Source organism: Acidobacteriota bacterium (assembly GCA_016715115.1).
In the GTDB taxonomy this organism is placed as follows: Bacteria; Acidobacteriota; Blastocatellia; order Pyrinomonadales; family Pyrinomonadaceae; genus JAFDVJ01.
The window spans coordinates 703,654-718,343 of sequence record JADKBM010000011.1; the positions used below are offsets into that span (position 1 = coordinate 703,654).

At 56.9% G+C, this 14,690-nt stretch carries 15 protein-coding genes; 6 read left to right on the forward strand and 9 right to left on the reverse strand.

The features are described from left to right. Window positions 1-37: 37 nt before the first annotated feature. From IPN69_11690 to IPN69_11705, 4 genes are all read right to left on the reverse strand, one after another. Complete coding sequence (locus IPN69_11690; GenBank protein ID MBK8811377.1) at window positions 38-547, reverse strand: periplasmic heavy metal sensor; 510 nt, start codon at window positions 545-547, stop codon at window positions 38-40. 19 nt (window positions 548-566) lie between these two features. Continuing rightward, window positions 567-1,253 (reverse strand): zf-HC2 domain-containing protein, encoded by a 687-nt coding sequence (locus tag IPN69_11695; GenBank protein ID MBK8811378.1) that lies wholly within the window; start codon window positions 1,251-1,253, stop codon window positions 567-569. Window positions 1,254-1,260: 7 nt separating this feature from the next. Continuing rightward, on the reverse strand, window positions 1,261-1,839 hold the full coding sequence (locus IPN69_11700) for an RNA polymerase sigma factor (GenBank protein MBK8811379.1): 579 nt from the start codon (window positions 1,837-1,839) through the stop codon (window positions 1,261-1,263). A 123-nt stretch (window positions 1,840-1,962) separates the two neighbouring features. Further along, a complete protein-coding gene (locus IPN69_11705) occupies window positions 1,963-3,087 on the reverse strand; it encodes a glycosyltransferase (GenBank protein ID MBK8811380.1) in 1,125 nt (374 codons plus the stop codon). A 73-nt stretch (window positions 3,088-3,160) separates the two neighbouring features. Between IPN69_11705 and IPN69_11710 the strand changes: the two genes are divergently transcribed. From IPN69_11710 to IPN69_11730, 5 genes are all read left to right on the forward strand, one after another. Continuing rightward, window positions 3,161-4,054 (forward strand): DMT family transporter, encoded by an 894-nt coding sequence (locus IPN69_11710; GenBank protein ID MBK8811381.1) that lies wholly within the window; start codon window positions 3,161-3,163, stop codon window positions 4,052-4,054. Window positions 4,055-4,161: 107 nt separating this feature from the next. Next, window positions 4,162-5,856 (forward strand): CHRD domain-containing protein, encoded by a 1,695-nt coding sequence (locus IPN69_11715; protein MBK8811382.1) that lies wholly within the window; start codon window positions 4,162-4,164, stop codon window positions 5,854-5,856. Window positions 5,857-5,924: 68 nt separating this feature from the next. Beyond that, window positions 5,925-6,335, forward strand: a complete 411-nt coding sequence (locus tag IPN69_11720) for a CoA-binding protein (protein MBK8811383.1) — start codon at window positions 5,925-5,927, stop codon at window positions 6,333-6,335. A gap of 3 nt (window positions 6,336-6,338) precedes the next feature. Beyond that, window positions 6,339-6,824 (forward strand): MogA/MoaB family molybdenum cofactor biosynthesis protein, encoded by a 486-nt coding sequence (locus IPN69_11725; GenBank protein ID MBK8811384.1) that lies wholly within the window; start codon window positions 6,339-6,341, stop codon window positions 6,822-6,824. Between the two features lie 223 nt (window positions 6,825-7,047). Beyond that, the gene (locus IPN69_11730; GenBank protein ID MBK8811385.1) at window positions 7,048-7,479 is read left to right on the forward strand and encodes a DUF3574 domain-containing protein; all 432 of its coding nucleotides are present in this window, start codon (window positions 7,048-7,050) and stop codon (window positions 7,477-7,479) included. 2 nt (window positions 7,480-7,481) lie between these two features. Here the strand turns inward: IPN69_11730 and IPN69_11735 are convergent, their stop codons facing one another. From IPN69_11735 to IPN69_11750, 4 genes are read right to left on the reverse strand one after another with little or no spacing between them, the layout of a single operon-like run. Then, window positions 7,482-7,943: a hypothetical protein gene (locus tag IPN69_11735; protein MBK8811386.1), complete on the reverse strand. Its 462-nt coding sequence runs from the start codon at window positions 7,941-7,943 to the stop codon at window positions 7,482-7,484. 20 nt (window positions 7,944-7,963) lie between these two features. Next, window positions 7,964-9,478, reverse strand: coding sequence for a peptidase S10 (locus IPN69_11740; protein ID MBK8811387.1), 1,515 nt, complete (start codon window positions 9,476-9,478; stop codon window positions 7,964-7,966). Between the two features lie 3 nt (window positions 9,479-9,481). After that, window positions 9,482-10,696, reverse strand: a complete 1,215-nt coding sequence (locus IPN69_11745) for an amidohydrolase family protein (GenBank protein MBK8811388.1) — start codon at window positions 10,694-10,696, stop codon at window positions 9,482-9,484. Continuing rightward, window positions 10,696-12,018: an amidohydrolase family protein gene (locus tag IPN69_11750; GenBank protein MBK8811389.1), complete on the reverse strand. Its 1,323-nt coding sequence runs from the start codon at window positions 12,016-12,018 to the stop codon at window positions 10,696-10,698. The genes IPN69_11745 and IPN69_11750 overlap by 1 nt, the downstream gene beginning before the upstream one ends. A 258-nt stretch (window positions 12,019-12,276) precedes the next feature. Between IPN69_11750 and IPN69_11755 the strand changes: the two genes are divergently transcribed. Beyond that, entirely contained in the window at window positions 12,277-12,717 is a 441-nt protein-coding gene (locus IPN69_11755; GenBank protein ID MBK8811390.1) for a hypothetical protein, read from the forward strand. Here the strand turns inward: IPN69_11755 and IPN69_11760 are convergent. Further along, window positions 12,714-14,468 (reverse strand): HAMP domain-containing protein, encoded by a 1,755-nt coding sequence (locus IPN69_11760; protein ID MBK8811391.1) that lies wholly within the window; start codon window positions 14,466-14,468, stop codon window positions 12,714-12,716. The genes IPN69_11755 and IPN69_11760 overlap by 4 nt on opposite strands. Window positions 14,469-14,690: the final 222 nt, after the last annotated feature.

Below are 14,690 nucleotides of genomic sequence, written 5' to 3' on the forward strand. Positions count from 1 at the left end.
TCCAAATCGGCTCTTAATACTACATAGAAACAACGGGCTAATTCTGCGGGCGTTGCATCCGACGTTCACGGATCCGTTCGACGGGCCGTTTCGTTTCGTTGTTTGGTTCATTCTGTCGATTCATCAAGCGTTCGCGCAGCGTTCGGAACTTCTCAAGCTGCTCGTTGGTCAACACCCGGCGGATCTGATATTCGGTCAGGGTCCGAACCTTGATCAATTCGGCTTGCGCGAGTTGAACGTCCTTCATCTTTTCCTTGATCTCGTCCTCGTTCGCGGTCTCAGAGTAGATGGCCAGGTCAAGCGCGCGGTTCGCGGCGCGGAGTTTTATTTGCGCTTCCTGCGTTATTGGCCGCCGCTCCGCGTTGATGCGCCTTATCTGCTGGACCTGCTCGGGAGTCAGCCCGAGCGCTTGCAACATTCTGACCTGTTGGTTGGGTCTCTTCGCGTCCTGGTTCGGCTGCGGATTCTCGTCCTGAGCAAGCGCGTTAAGGCCGCAAAGCACGATGGCGAATACCACGAGAATCAGTTTTGGTGTAATTGTTCTCATATTTTTGTAAATCGAAACCCTATTCGGTTCCGATCTCGTCAAAGAGGTCGGCCAAACGAAGGCTCTTGTCTTCGTCGTCCGCCTCGTCGATCAAAGTCGGGGGTTGTTTCTTGATTGATTTCTTATCGTTTCCGGCAACTTTCCGCGGTCCGCTCTTTGTCGCGCGCTCGGGCGCGGATCTCCTGTCGCTGACTTTCTCCGGTTGCGGATCCTGAGTCGTGATCGCGATCTCGGGAGATTTCGGTTCGACCGATTTTTCGACGTTCGTTGATGCCGGCTGCGCTGTCGGCGAGGTCACGGCTTTCGAACGGTTCTGGTTGCCGCCGGCGATCAAACTGCCCGAATCGGAGCCGGAAAGGTAAAACACGAATCCGGCGCTGATGAACAACAAAGCAAGCGAGACCGCCGCAAGTTTCGGAAAGCTGAGAAACGCGCGCACTGAATCGAAGATCGAAACCGGGGCGGAGGCGCCCTCGCGTACCGGATAGGGAATGTCGATGATCGGCGTACGCAATTCTTCGAACTCGCTCTTCCAGTCGCCGATCGCCGCGCGCAACGAAGCAAAGCTCGCCGCTTCGGCCGCGCAAGATTCGCACGATCCGATGTGCCGTTCGAACCGCTGCGAATCGTCCGGACGAATCTCGCCGTAAAGATACGACATCAACTCACCTGATTTCCCGCAATTGGATTCGTTGTGATTCATCATATTCATTCTAGACGACCTCGAGCGAAACTTTTTCGAGTTTCATTCGAAGCTGTTTCAGCGCCGTGTAAAGACGGCTTTTGACCGTGCTCAGAGGAAGTTCGAGAATCTCCGACATTTGCTGAAACGTCAATTCCTGAAACTCCTTCATTACGATCACCTGTTTCAATTCCGTCGGCAACGTGTCGACGGCGTGTCTGACATAGCGCAGACGTTCGTTCTTTTCGACCGTTCTTGCCGGCGACTTCTCGACGGGAGCGACGAAAAACTTCTCTTCGGAGTTCTCCTCGTCGTCGAGATACGTCTCTGACCGCGTCTTGAAACGGCGTTTCTTTGTCAAGCATTGGTTCACCGCGATCCGGTGAAGCCACGACGAAACCTTGGCTTCGCCTCGAAAGTTCTTCAAATTGCGATAAGCCGAAATGAATGATTCCTGCGTCGCGTCGCGGGCCTCGTCTTCGCGTCCGAGCATACCGAAACAGAGCGCGAAAATCTTTCGCTCCCATCTTTTAACGATCTCGCCGAATGCATCCGAATCCTCCGAAACAGCCAATTCGACCAACTGCTCATCCGTTAAGCTTTTCAACATTAACTCGTGTAACCAAGCCTGCCTTCGCACGAGAATTCTATCAAAGAAGAACCCCGGGCAGCGATTGTTCCGTCGCCGCACATTGGTTAGACGCGGGGCTTCGCACAAAAGTCGGAAAAGATGCTAGCTCCCGATGAGCTTTTCGACGATATCTGCCGCCGAGTGCGGACGGGCGAATTCGCGAACGTTTCTCTTCATCGACGCGAACCGGTCCGGATCGGCGACGAGCGAATCGATCTTGTACGCCAGCACCGTTAAGTTATTGCATTTGATCGCGCAGCCTGTTTCGAGCAAATGATCCGAGTTGCGTTCTTCCTGGCCCGGAATCGGGTTGACGACGCAGAAGACCAGTCCCTTCGCGAGAGCTTCGGACGTTGTCAGCCCGCCGGGCTTTCCGACGATCAGGTCCGACGCCGACATATATTCGTCCATCTCGGAAGTGAATCCGATCGGATGAAAGCGGACGCGTTCGTTATCGAGTTCCGATTTGGCCAGTTTGACGAGTTCGGTCCGGAGTTCCTCGTTGCGTCCGCAAACGGCGACGATCTGGGCTGGTGTCCGAAGTTCGCTCAAGGCGCGCAGCAGCGGCTCGATCTTGCCGACGCCGAAACCTCCCGCCGACACTAGGATCGTCAGTCGGTCGGGCGCGAGGCCGAACTTCGAGCGCATCGCGCCGCGGTCTTTCGTCTCTTCGAACACAGGATCGATCGGGATTCCCGAAACGGTGATCTTCGGCGCATCGATCCCGAGCTTTTCGAGATGGGCGCGCGTTTCGTCAAGCGCGACAAAATAATTCGCGTAGTTGCGGCACAGCCACATCGCGTGCGCGTCGAAGTCCGTGACGACGATCGATTGCGGGAAATCGATCTTGCCTTTCGCCGTGAGCCACGAGATGATCTCGGACGGCAAGAAGTGCGTACAGACGGCGAGGTCGGGTTTCTCGCGCTTCAGCAAACCGATGAACGGCTGGGCGTTGAGCCGGTCGAGCGCAAGCCGCCGGCGCTCGTTTTCCCAGGGCTTGTCGAGCGAGTCGTACATCCAGCCGAGAACTTCGGGCATCGAGTTGACCATTTCGATATAAGCTTTGCCGTAGAGACGACGGAACAGTGCGTTCGTGTATTTCAGGACGTCGATGTTCCGGACCTCCCAATCCGGAACACGAAGGTTGAACGCGCGTTCGAGCGCGTCGGCGGCCCGCATATGGCCGGCGCCGACGGAAGCCGATAGAATCAGGACCTTTCTCTTCATAACTGTTGACGTGAAACAAACTTCGTTTGAATGATAGTATATTTCTTCGTCTTTCAGAACGATTTCAACTTTCGTGTTAATTTTCCAAAAAAACGGTTTTGTAAGCGCCGGCGTGCGCGCGATGTTCCTTTCGACGTTCGCTTTTTCGATGGCGAACGTCTTCGTCAAGCAAGTTTCGCATCTGCCGGCGATGGAGATCGTCTTTTTCCGATGTTTTGCGGGTTGCGTCTTCTGTTACTTCGGGTTGAAAAGAGCGAAGGCGAGTTTCGTCGGCACCAACAACACGCTCCTGCTTTTGCGCGGCTTGTTCGGCACCGCGGCGCTTTATTTCTTCTTCGTGACCGTCCAGAACATCCCGCTCGCAACGGCGATGACGGTGCAGTATCTCTCACCGATCTTCACGACCATCATCGCGATCTTCTTGCTCAACGAAAAAGTGATGGCGCGGCAATGGATCTTTTATGCGATCGCTTTTTCAGGCGTTGTGCTCATAGAGCAGGTCGATGCGCGTGTTTCGCCTATGTACCTGGCGATGGGGATTGCTTCGGCTTTCGGGTCCGGAATGGCGTACAACCTCGTCCGCAGCCTGAAGGGCCGCGAGCACCCTTTGACCGTGGTCTTTCAATTTCAATTCGTCGGAATGGCCGCCGGGCTTGTGTTCACACTCTTCAACTGGAAATCTCCGGCCGGATGGGACTGGTTCTATTTGCTCTTGATCGGGATCTTCTCGCAGCTCGGGCAGGTGTTTTTAACCGACGCGCTGCAAAAAGAGCGCGCCGCATCGGTTGCGATCATTATTTACACCGGCTTGATCTACGGAATATCGATCGGTTGGCTGGCCTTCGGCGAAACCCACGGAGCCGGAACGATCGGCGGAATGCTGCTCGTTGTCGTCGGGATCGTCCTCAGCGTCCTCTATGGCCGGCGCAAGATCGAGGTCGACGAACTCGACGTGACGAATGCGTAACCGCCCGCCCGTTGCGAAATGGCCAGGTTTTCCGTATTCTAGACCGACCAATCAGAAAAACAGCTAAACAATTGATTAGCAAGGCACATAATCGAAGGGAGAATCAAATGATCAGAAAGCTCGTGAACACGTTCGCGATCACCGTTGCGATCGCGGCATTTGCAGTTGTTGCCAGCGCCGACACCTATTTTACCGGCAATCTTACGTCGGCGCAGGAAGTTCCGCCGAACGGATCGACGGCGACCGGATTCGGACGCGTCACACTGAATTCGGCCGAAACCCAGATCACGGTCTCGGTTTATTGGTCGGGTTTGACCGGCCCCGCTTCCGCGGGTCACATCCACGGACCGGCGGCTACAGGCGCAAATGGGCCGATCGTTTTCAATCTGAATCCGACAGCGGCCGCGAGCGGATCGGTCGTTGCCGCGACCTTTGCGGTGACACCAACCCAGGTCGCTGATCTGAAGGCAGGGTTGCATTACTTCAACATTCATACGTCGGCAAACCCGGGCGGTGAGATCCGCGGGCAGCTCACGGTCGATTCTCCGTATATCGCTTATATGGACAACAATCAGGAGAATCCGGCGACAGTTTCGGCGGCAAAAGGAAGCGGCGCGATCAGCCTCAACGCGGCCGGGACGCAGGCTCTGGTGACGATGCGTTGGAACGGATTATCGGGCAACGCGACTGCCGGCCACGTTCATTCGGGCCGTTCGGGTGTCAACGGACCGGTGATTTGCAACCTGTCACCGACAGCGGCGGCTTCGGGGGCAGTCACTGATTTTCTTTGCACCTTTTCGGCGCCCCAAACGACCGCTTTGAAAACGGCGCAGTTGTATCTGAATCTGCATACGGTGGCGAATCCGGGTGGTGAGATACGCGGGCAGATTCAGCGCCGGCGAAGTACCGTCCTTGATATCGACGGCGATTCGAAGACTGACTTCATCAATACGCGGACGGGCGCGACGAACACCGAATGGTGGATCGCGCTGAGCGGCGGCGGGACTTCGATTTTCCCGTTCGGCCTGACGACCGACAACGTTCGTCCGCGCACGGTCGCCTGCGATTTTGACGGCGACGGAAAGGACGATCCGGCGATCTGGCGCACCGGAGCGAGTCCCGCGGCGGCATTCTACATCTATCAAAGCAGCAACAACATCGTCAGATTCGAGCAGTTCGGCACGACCGGGGACAATCCGAGCGTCGTCTACGACTACGATGGCGACGGGCGCTGCGATCCGGCCGTCTACCGTTCGTCGGCGGGTACCTGGTTTTATCTTGGTAGTTCGAACAACGCCGCAAAGAACATCACCTACACCGTTTTTGGCGGAACAAGCAGCTTTCCCAATCCGGGCGATTATGACGGCGACGGCCGCGGCGATTTTCAGATTCAGCAATCAGCCAATTGGTGGATACTCAACAGCGCCGACGCGAGTGTCAACGTCGTCAATTTCGGAACCGCCTCGTTCTTCGGAAATCCCGGCGACTTTGATGGCGATGGGAAAACGGACGTTGCGGGTTCTATTACCGAAGGCTCCAATCGCGCGTGGTACTACGTCAGCAGCTTGAATCCGACCCAAAACGTCCTCAACACGCGTGTTCCGTTCGGCGATGTATCAGCGCGCCGGGCACAGGGCGACTATGACGGTGACGGAAAGTCCGATCCCGGGATGTATGTCACGTCGGCCGCTGTTATGCCGAGCCCGGGCTACTGGGCTCTGCAGTCGAGCAACGGGCAACCGCTGATCGTTACCTGGGGTCTTTCGGCCGACGTTTCGGTCAACAACTTCAATAATCGTTGATCCTTTGGATTTGATGATAACGGGGCCGCGGTTTGATTCGCGGCCCCTTTTTTGTTTTGATGTCAGGGATGAATGAACCGGAGACAATCGAGAGCATTTTGCGGATTTGCAGGACGATAGCGGTCGTTGGACTGTCTTCGGACCAGTTCCGCCCATCTTACGGCGTTGCGGCGTATATGCAGCGCGCCGGTTACCGTGTGATTCCGGTGAACCCGAACGAATCAGAAGTTCTGGGCGAGAGATCGTACGCGACGCTCGCCGAGGTTCCGGGCGAGATCGATCTTGTCGATGTATTTCGACGGTCCGATGCCGCCGGGGCGGTTGTTGACGAAGCGATCGCGATCGGCGCGAAGGCGGTTTGGCTGCAGGAAGGAGTAATCGATCACGATGCCGCGAAGCGCGCGGAGGACGCGGGTCTGCTGGTCGTGATGGATCGATGCTGGCTCAAGGACCATTACGCGATGCGCTCGCGACTCTAGATTATGACTAACGTTGAGATCCGCGCGGCGGTCATCACGGTCAGCGATACGCGCGATGAAAAAACAGACGTTTCAGGAACGGTTTTGGCCGAGTTGCTGATTTCGGCCGCAGCCGAGGTTGTTGAGAAGATCATCGTCACCGACGACTTCGACGGACTCCGGCAGACTCTGTATGTGCTGACCGAAAGGGAAGAGATCAACCTGATTATCACGACGGGCGGAACCGGCTTTGCCGAACGCGACAACACACCCGAAGCGACGCGCGCCGTGATTCTCAAGGAAGCCCCGGGAATCGCCGAAGCGATCCGCCGCGAAACATCGAAGGTCAATCCCAAAGCGGTCCTTTCCCGCGGGGTCTGCGGCATCCGAAACGGAACGCTGATCATCAACTTGCCGGGTTCCGAACGCGGCGTTCGCGAATGCTTCGAGGTCATCAGGCCGATACTGCAACACGCAGTAAATCTGATCTCAGGAGAAACACGGCATTAGGTCAGGGTTATCCGTTTTCTTGTTGTCGCCTAAAAGAAGCGGGGCATTCCGGCGATCAGCCGTCACGGTTCGAGCGACAACCGGACGCAACTCTTGCCCACGCCGTTGGACAAGATCGAGGACGTCAATCCGAAAAGCCTCGATCTCGGTTACCGGCCGGGACTTGTCTTCGTCTCGAGGATCGATGAAAAGCGGTGCGGGTCGGATCGCAGGGAAAAGAAAGATGAGAAATAGCTTGTTGACCATCGTGCTGATTGCGTGCACGTTTTTCATTCCGATCGAGGCCGCCGGAATCCGTGAGGCCGGTTTCGGATCAACTGCCGAAAGGTTCATCCGTGTCGAACTCTACTTCGGTTTCGATCGAAAGGAACAAACACAGGTCAGCGAGGACGAATGGGAAAAGTTTCTCGCGGAAGAGGTGACTCCGCGATTTCCGGACGGTTTTACGGTCATCTCCGCAATCGGCCAGTACCGCGGCGCGGACGGGACGATCGTGCGGGAACCGTCACGGGTGGTCGTTTTCCTGTTGCCGAAAACCGCAAAACGGAAAAGCGGCGCGTTGATCGATGAGATCCGCGTCGCATACAAAAAGCAATTCCGGCAGGAATCGGTCCTGAGACTCGATTTCGTCAGATCGGTCGACGTCGATTTTTGAATCTATTCACCGCAAAGGAACGGGACCGTGCGGGTCATCGCTTTCGAAGGTTTTTGGCCGATGATCGACGCCGTGATCTTGACGTCGCTGCACATTGACGGATAAAGCCACAGCGGTTCGAAATAAAAGCCGTTCTCACCGATCAGGCCAATCTGTACGTTTCGGCTAGCCTTGCCCCTTGTTCCTTCGGTCACGCGCACCTGTAGTTTGCGGCCGGCCTCGAAGCTCCCGGCCTGCCCTTCGATCTCAAAGACCACAAAAAGCGAGATCGAAAGATCGTTGAAGAACGATCGATCGCTTTTGGCGGTGTATTCCTCTTCAAACTCGCCGGTCGCGGAATTGTAGGGCACGATCTTGATCTTCGATAGTTTGTAATCGGGCGCTTTTTTCTGCGCGAATGCCGGCATCGCGCCAACGCCTGCCAAGACGATTGCGAGAACCAGGACTTTTATTAGTTTCGTCATTCGGGTAAACCACTCCATTGTTATTTTCTTGTTGATTCTTTGATGAACCGGGCCACGTCGCTCTTGAGTTTGCGAAGCGAGTTCAGTTCGATGTACATCATATGTCCCGCCTCGTAATAATGCGTCGAAACGTTGGCTTTCAGTGCCGGATCGAGATTCAGCGCGGCCAAGGTGTATTCCGTGGCAAAATAGGGCGTCGCCATATCGTAATAGCCGGAGGCGACGAATACCTTCATATACGGGTTCTTCGACATCGCCAGTTTCAGCGTCTGGCTTGTATCCGCAAATCCGTTCGTCGTTCCCCAGTTCCAGGGAGCGCCGATCCCGCCGCCGAGTATGTAGTATTCGAGATCCGAACGAAACCCTAGTTCGCGTCGCGCGTAATCGTTGAACATCGCGGTGTAAGGCGGACGGATCGCCGTCATACTGGCATCGAATGACGATGTCGCAGCGCCCTGATCGCGGTCGATCCCGGTGAAACGGCTGTCGAGCCTTCCGGTCGTCCGGCGCCTGTCGCGCAGAAGTTCCTTGTTGAACTCGCCCAGTTCGACCCGAAAGTTGTTCTGATCGATGAACTCCGGTTTGAGTCCGGTGAAACGCCCGAGGCGTTTTGCGAGCGCGTCGCGTTCGGCCGGCTTCAGGCCGCCGATCCGCATCAGCGCGGGCTGATACTCGTTGACCGCGAAGGTTTCGGCTTCCCGCAAAACGTCCGGCAACGGTTTGCGCTGCAGGTCCTCCGGGAGCATTTTGTGATACCACGCCGTTGCCGTGTACGACGGCAAGATCAGGACGAGCGGAAGGTCGTTTCCGTCCGCGAACAGGAGCGTTTGAAAGTTCAAGACGCTCGAAACCAGACAGATCCCGTTGAGCGCGATGCCTTTTTCGAAAAGGTAATTCGAAAGCCCCGAAGCGCGCGTCGTGCCGTATGATTCGCCGACCAGAAAGAGCGGGGAATTCCAGCGTTCGTTTCGCCCCAGATACATCCGGATGAATTCCCCGACGGACTCGATATCGCCGTTGAGACCCCAAAATTTCGATCCAAGTTCCGGCTTGGTGGCGCGAGAGTAACCTGTCCCGACGGGATCGATGAAGACGAGGTCGGTTTCCGTCAGCCACGTCTGATCGTTCGCCGCGAGTTCGTACGGAGGGGGCGGCATCAACCCGTCGTCGAGCATCTTCACGCGCTTTGGCCCGAGCGCGCCGAGATGGAGCCAAACGCTGGCCGAACCGGGTCCACCGTTGAACGAGAACATCAGCGGCCGCTGCGCTCCGTCCGCGACGCCGTCGAGCGTGTAGGCAATGAAGAACAAACGCGCCTCGGTCTCGCCCGTCTGCGGGTTGCGGATCGGCATAAAGCCGGTCGTCGTCGTGTAGTTGAGCGCGCGGCCGTTGATCTGAAGACTGTGTTTTCGAATCTCCGGAACTTCTTCCTTGACCTCGGCCGGAACGACCGGTTTCGGACTCGGAGTCGAAACCGGCGTGCCGAGCGGCGTCTGGAAAAGAAGAAGCGCGGAAAAGAGCGTTGCTGCGATCATAGTTTAGCGGCTGCCTTTGAAGGCCATTTGTCCGTTGACGATCGTTCCGACGCAATGTGACGTGAATTCGAACGGATCGCCGTCGAACATCGCGACATCGGCGTCTTTTCCGACCGCAAGCGATCCGACGCGGTTGTCTATCCCGAGAATCTTCGCGGCGTCGATGGTGATCGACCCGAGCGCGTCACGGAACGAGAATCCGTTGGCCGCCGCCATCGCCGCCTCAAACAGGACGACGCGGGTTTTCGGGACATAGCCTTCATAACCGCTTTGAAGCGCGACGGTGACACCCGCCGCCTTGAGCTTCGCGGCCGTCTCAAGCGAAAGGCTCTCGCGCGATCCGCCGTTGCGCGCCATCGTTGGGTGGACGATGACCGGAAAACCGGAGGCCTTGATCTCGCCCAGGACCTGCAATGCTTCCGATGCGCCGTCGAGGACGAGTTTGATGTTGAACTCTTTTGCGATACGCAGCGCGGTCATAATGTCCTGCGCTTTTTCGGCGGTTACGAGGAGCGGGATCTCGCGTTTCAGGACCTTCTGCCACATTTCCTGTTTCAGATCGCGCGGCTCGCCCTTGTAAGCGCCGGCCCTGATCAGTTCCGCGCGCAGCATCGCCGCTTGTTTGGCGCGGCTGCCCGGCGCGCGACCGCCCTGGATCAAGGAGTCGGTCCCGAGCGTGACGGCGATCATCGCCGTCGAAACGAAGACCGCTTCATCGACGTCGCGGCCGACCGTCTTGGCGATCAGCGTCTGCCCCGAAACAAGCGCCGAGGGCTGGTGTCCGGTATGGATCGTCGTCACTCCAAATCCCCGGACCCACTCGATCAGGCGTTCCTGCGCGTCGTACGCGTCGATCGCGCGAAGTTCGGGCTGGATCGGAGAACTTCCGTCAAGAGCCATCTGATCGTGCGGCTGATTCAGGTATCCGTTAAGTCCGATGACTGTGTGCGCGTCGATCAGCCCGGGCGTGACAACCTTTGCGCTCACGACACGATAATCCGCCGGGATCTTGATCTGCGACGCCGGCCCGACAGCTTCGATCTTGCCGTCCCTGATCAGGACGACGCCGTTTGTGATCGGTTCGCCGTTCATTGTCCACACCGTTTCTCCCTGAACCGCGATCTGGGCGTTTGCCGAAGCCGCGAATGCGAGCGCAAGGACGGTCAATCCGAAAACGCGCCTGAAATCCAAAATCCAAAATCTAAAATCCAAAATCATTACCGTTCCCCCTCGACGTCGCCGTCAAAACAGTCAATATGCGCAACTTTGTCGTTCGACGCGCCGAAACCGCCGACCGCAAGCAGATAGTCCGCGGGATTGCTCCGATTGAAGACCGGTTTGCCTTCGACCCAAGTTTGCTCGACGTGCGTGTACACGCTCAAAGGGTCGCCCGAAAGAACTATAAAGTCGGCGTCCTTGCCGGCTTCGAGCGATCCGACGCGGTCCTGCATATCGAGCATGATCGCGCCCGCCATCGTCATCCCGTAAAGCGCCTTTTCGCGGCTCATCCCGAAACGCACTCCCAATCCCGCCGATCGCAGAAACCAGCGCGAATCGGTGATCGAGTCGTCAGTGTGAAATCCGGCCAAGGCGCCGGCCTTTTCGAGCGCCGCGCCGTTGGTCATCGAAACGTCGACGGTCTCGAGCTTTCCGCCCGGCGAGTCGATCATTATGATCGATGACGGAACGTTCGCTTTGGCGATCTGATCGGCAACCTTCCAGGCTTCAGAAACGTGCTGCAGCACGAGTTTGAATCCGAACTCCTGTTTCAGCCGGAGGACCGTCAGAATATCGTCGTGACGGTGGGTGTGGAAATGGACGACCCGTTTGCCGTCGAGCGCTTCGACAAGCGCTTCCATTCCGAGGTCGCGTGGCGGGAGTTTCGTTTTGTCATCGCCGGCTTTGACGATCTTGGCCTTGTATTCCTGCGCTTTGATGAATTGTTCACGAACGAGCGCCGCGCTCTTGGCGCGCGTTCCGGGGAAGTTGCCTCCGCCCGGACGGATCGGATTCGTGCCGTTGGCGAACTTGATCCCGCCCAATATCTTTCCGTCCTTGTCATAGAGCAACAGATCGTCGATCTTGATGGCGTCATCACGGAGTTTAAGATAGAGCGTCTGGCCGCTGTCGAGATGTCCCGAACCGGGCATCACATTGACGGTCGTAATGCCGCCGCTCTGGGCGCGTTGCAGGCTCGAGGCTCGGACGTTGACCGAATCGAGAATGCGGACGTCGGGCTGGATCGGACTCGAACCGTCGGCTCCGGCGGGTTCGCCGATGTGGCTGTGCGTATCGACCAACCCCGGCATCAGGACCTTTCCCTTAAGATCGACGATTTGCACGTCCGACGAAAGCCTGACGGCACGAGCGTCACCGACGGCGACGATCTTGCCGTTTTGAATCAGGAGAATCCCGTTTTCGATCGGCGCGCCGACGATCGGTATGATCCGGGCATTGGTGAACGCGATCGAACGCGTTTGCCCGACCGCCGATACCGCGATCGCGCACAGAATGACAAAGCTGCAGAAATATCGTTTCATTCGTGTTTCCTTTTGGGTTGAAATTGAAAAGAGTTGCAAGGATAAAGTGCAACGAAATGGTTGGACTGTCAAGATTCGAGACACGAAATGGTGCGGCGGCGAATCTACAAGCGATCGCCGCCCGGCTTCGTAAACATCTCCATTATAGGAAGTTAAGGCGTTCGCGATTCCGATTCGACGCAAGTGGCACATGGATTGAAAGCAGAGAAGGCACACGCTGCTGTTTTTATCACTTCAATCGAATTAGGGAGAACCAAAATGAAAAGACTAATTATGTTCGTCATAGTTCTGACGCTGGTCGTCGGAGGTTTGGCGACGCAGTCGTTCGGACAGCAACGCAACCGCAAGAAAGGCACGAAGGGCCTTTTGACAAATCTCGCGATCGTCGGCGGAAGCACCGTCGCCGGAGCGTTGATCGGACGCGGACGCAACGGCGCGATGATCGGGGCGGGCGCCGGCCTGCTCTACGCTTCGAGCCGAAAGGGAACCAAGCGCCGTTACTATGACAGCAATTTCCGGCGCGCCGCGAAAATCGGCGGAGGAACGCTGCTTGGAATGGGAACCGGCGCCTGGGTCGGCGGCAAGAAGGGAATGATCATCGGCGGCCTCGCCGGCGCCGGGGCGACTTATCTTTATACCCGAAACGGCCGGAAATACTATCGGTCGCGTGATGGTCGGGTGTATTCGGTGAGGCGTTAAATGTCCTTTGCGACCGGAAGCGCGACTCGAAAAGCCGTTCCGGAGTTTGTTCCCGGAACGGCCTCGATCCGTCCGCCGTGCGCGGTGACGATCCCGTAGCAAACCGCTAGTCCGAGTCCGGTTCCGTTGCCGGCGGGCTTGGTCGTGAAGAACGGATCGAAGATCTGCTTGATATCCTCCGTTCCGATCCCGATGCCGTCGTCTGAAACGATCGCAACCACCTCCGATTCGAATCCAACGGTTTCAACCGATAGAGTCCCCCCGTTCGGCATCGCGTCGCGGGCGTTCAGAAAGAGATTCAGAAAGACCTGTGAGAGTTGATCCGGATCGGCATAGATCGACGGCAGATCGTTTCCGAGGCGTTCTTCCACTTCAAGTCTCTGAAAAGATTTGTCGAAACTCGCCAGACGGAGCGCCGTGACGATGATCGAGTTGATGTCGACATCCGATTTCGCCGCCGGCCTCACGCGCGCGAATTCCATCATATCCTTCGTGACCCTGGAAATTCTGTCGATCTGGGTTTCGATCAACTTGAGATTTTCGGCGAGCCGTTCGTCGTTCGCGTTCTTCCGGATCATCTGGATCAACGACGAGATCGAAGCGAGCGGATTGTTGACCTCGTGGGCGACCCCGGCGGAAAGGGTTCCCATCGCGGCAAGTTTTTCGGTTCGGATCAGCTGGTCATTGAGTTTCTTGAGCTGTTCGATGTCATTCGCCATCTTGCGGCTCATCTCGTTGAAACTCTGCGCGAGAAGTCCGATCTCGTCGTTGCTGTGCCGGCCGTCGACTTCAGTTCCGTAGCTGCCTTCGGTGACGCGCACCGCGGCGAGCGTGATCCGCTGGAGGGGGCGTGAGATCGTCCGGACGATCAAAAGCAGCAGCAGAAGGTTCGGAACCAGGGCCGAGATGACGCTGAAGACCAGATATTTGCGCCACGCTTCAAAGCTGATCCCGTCCTGGAACGACCACCAGACGATCGGAATCTGAAAGAGCGTGAAACTTACGATCGCCACCGTCGCGATGCTCAGCGCGATCTTGTAAGTAATCGGGAACAAACGGAACTGGTCGAGCGCGTTCTCAAGCGAGAAAAGCCTGAAATTCGAGATCGCGTACGCATAGATCAAGACTCCCGGAAGCACGAAGATCGAACTGTAAGGAAGCAGATAATAAAGGCCGAAGAATGGAAAGACGATGTTTGCCGCCGTTTTCAGAACGCCGGTGATGATCAGCGCCCAGAGAATCGCGCCGACCTGCTGACCGTGCTGCGAATTCCTTAGAGTTCGGTATTTGCGGAAGAGGACGCTCGCACCGTAGCCGAAAACGAAATAGACGTAGATGACGAAGGCATATGCCAGCGGGGCGAGATCGATCTCAAATCGATCATCGGAAAAACCGACCTTTCGCCATAGAAGACCCGCAAACGCGGCCGGGATCAGAATCAGCGACGGCGCAAACAGGATCGCCGCCTTTTTTCGCGGCGTCCGGGAGTTTTCGGGGAACACCCACGCAAAGACGACGAGCGAACATTGCATCAGGAGCGCGATCGCAAAACTCGCCGCGGCCCACCACCCGGCGCTCTCATTGCTTCCGTGGAAGTTCCAGAAGACGAGATCCTTGATCGTCCAGAGGGCGAGGAAGGCGATGAATGCGGCGAACGTTTGATGCGCGCGATTCCTCGGGTTCGCGACGAAGACGTAGAACCCCAATAAGACAAGGAGAAACAACGCGAACAGGTGGAGCAATACGAGCATTGGTAGAATAGTAGATGTGAAGACGAGGATTCGCAATCAGGCGAGCAGGACACACGCTGGTTGGGTCGATGCCGTTGCATTCACCAGGCGTCAGATGGGATCTGTATCAGGCTTCGAACCTCACTGCGGATTCCTCTTTTTTGCCAAGGAATTTCGACCCAACGCGAGGATTGCCCGAAAGTCCCGGAACTTCGTTGGACTTTGTGGATCTGTGCCGCGAGT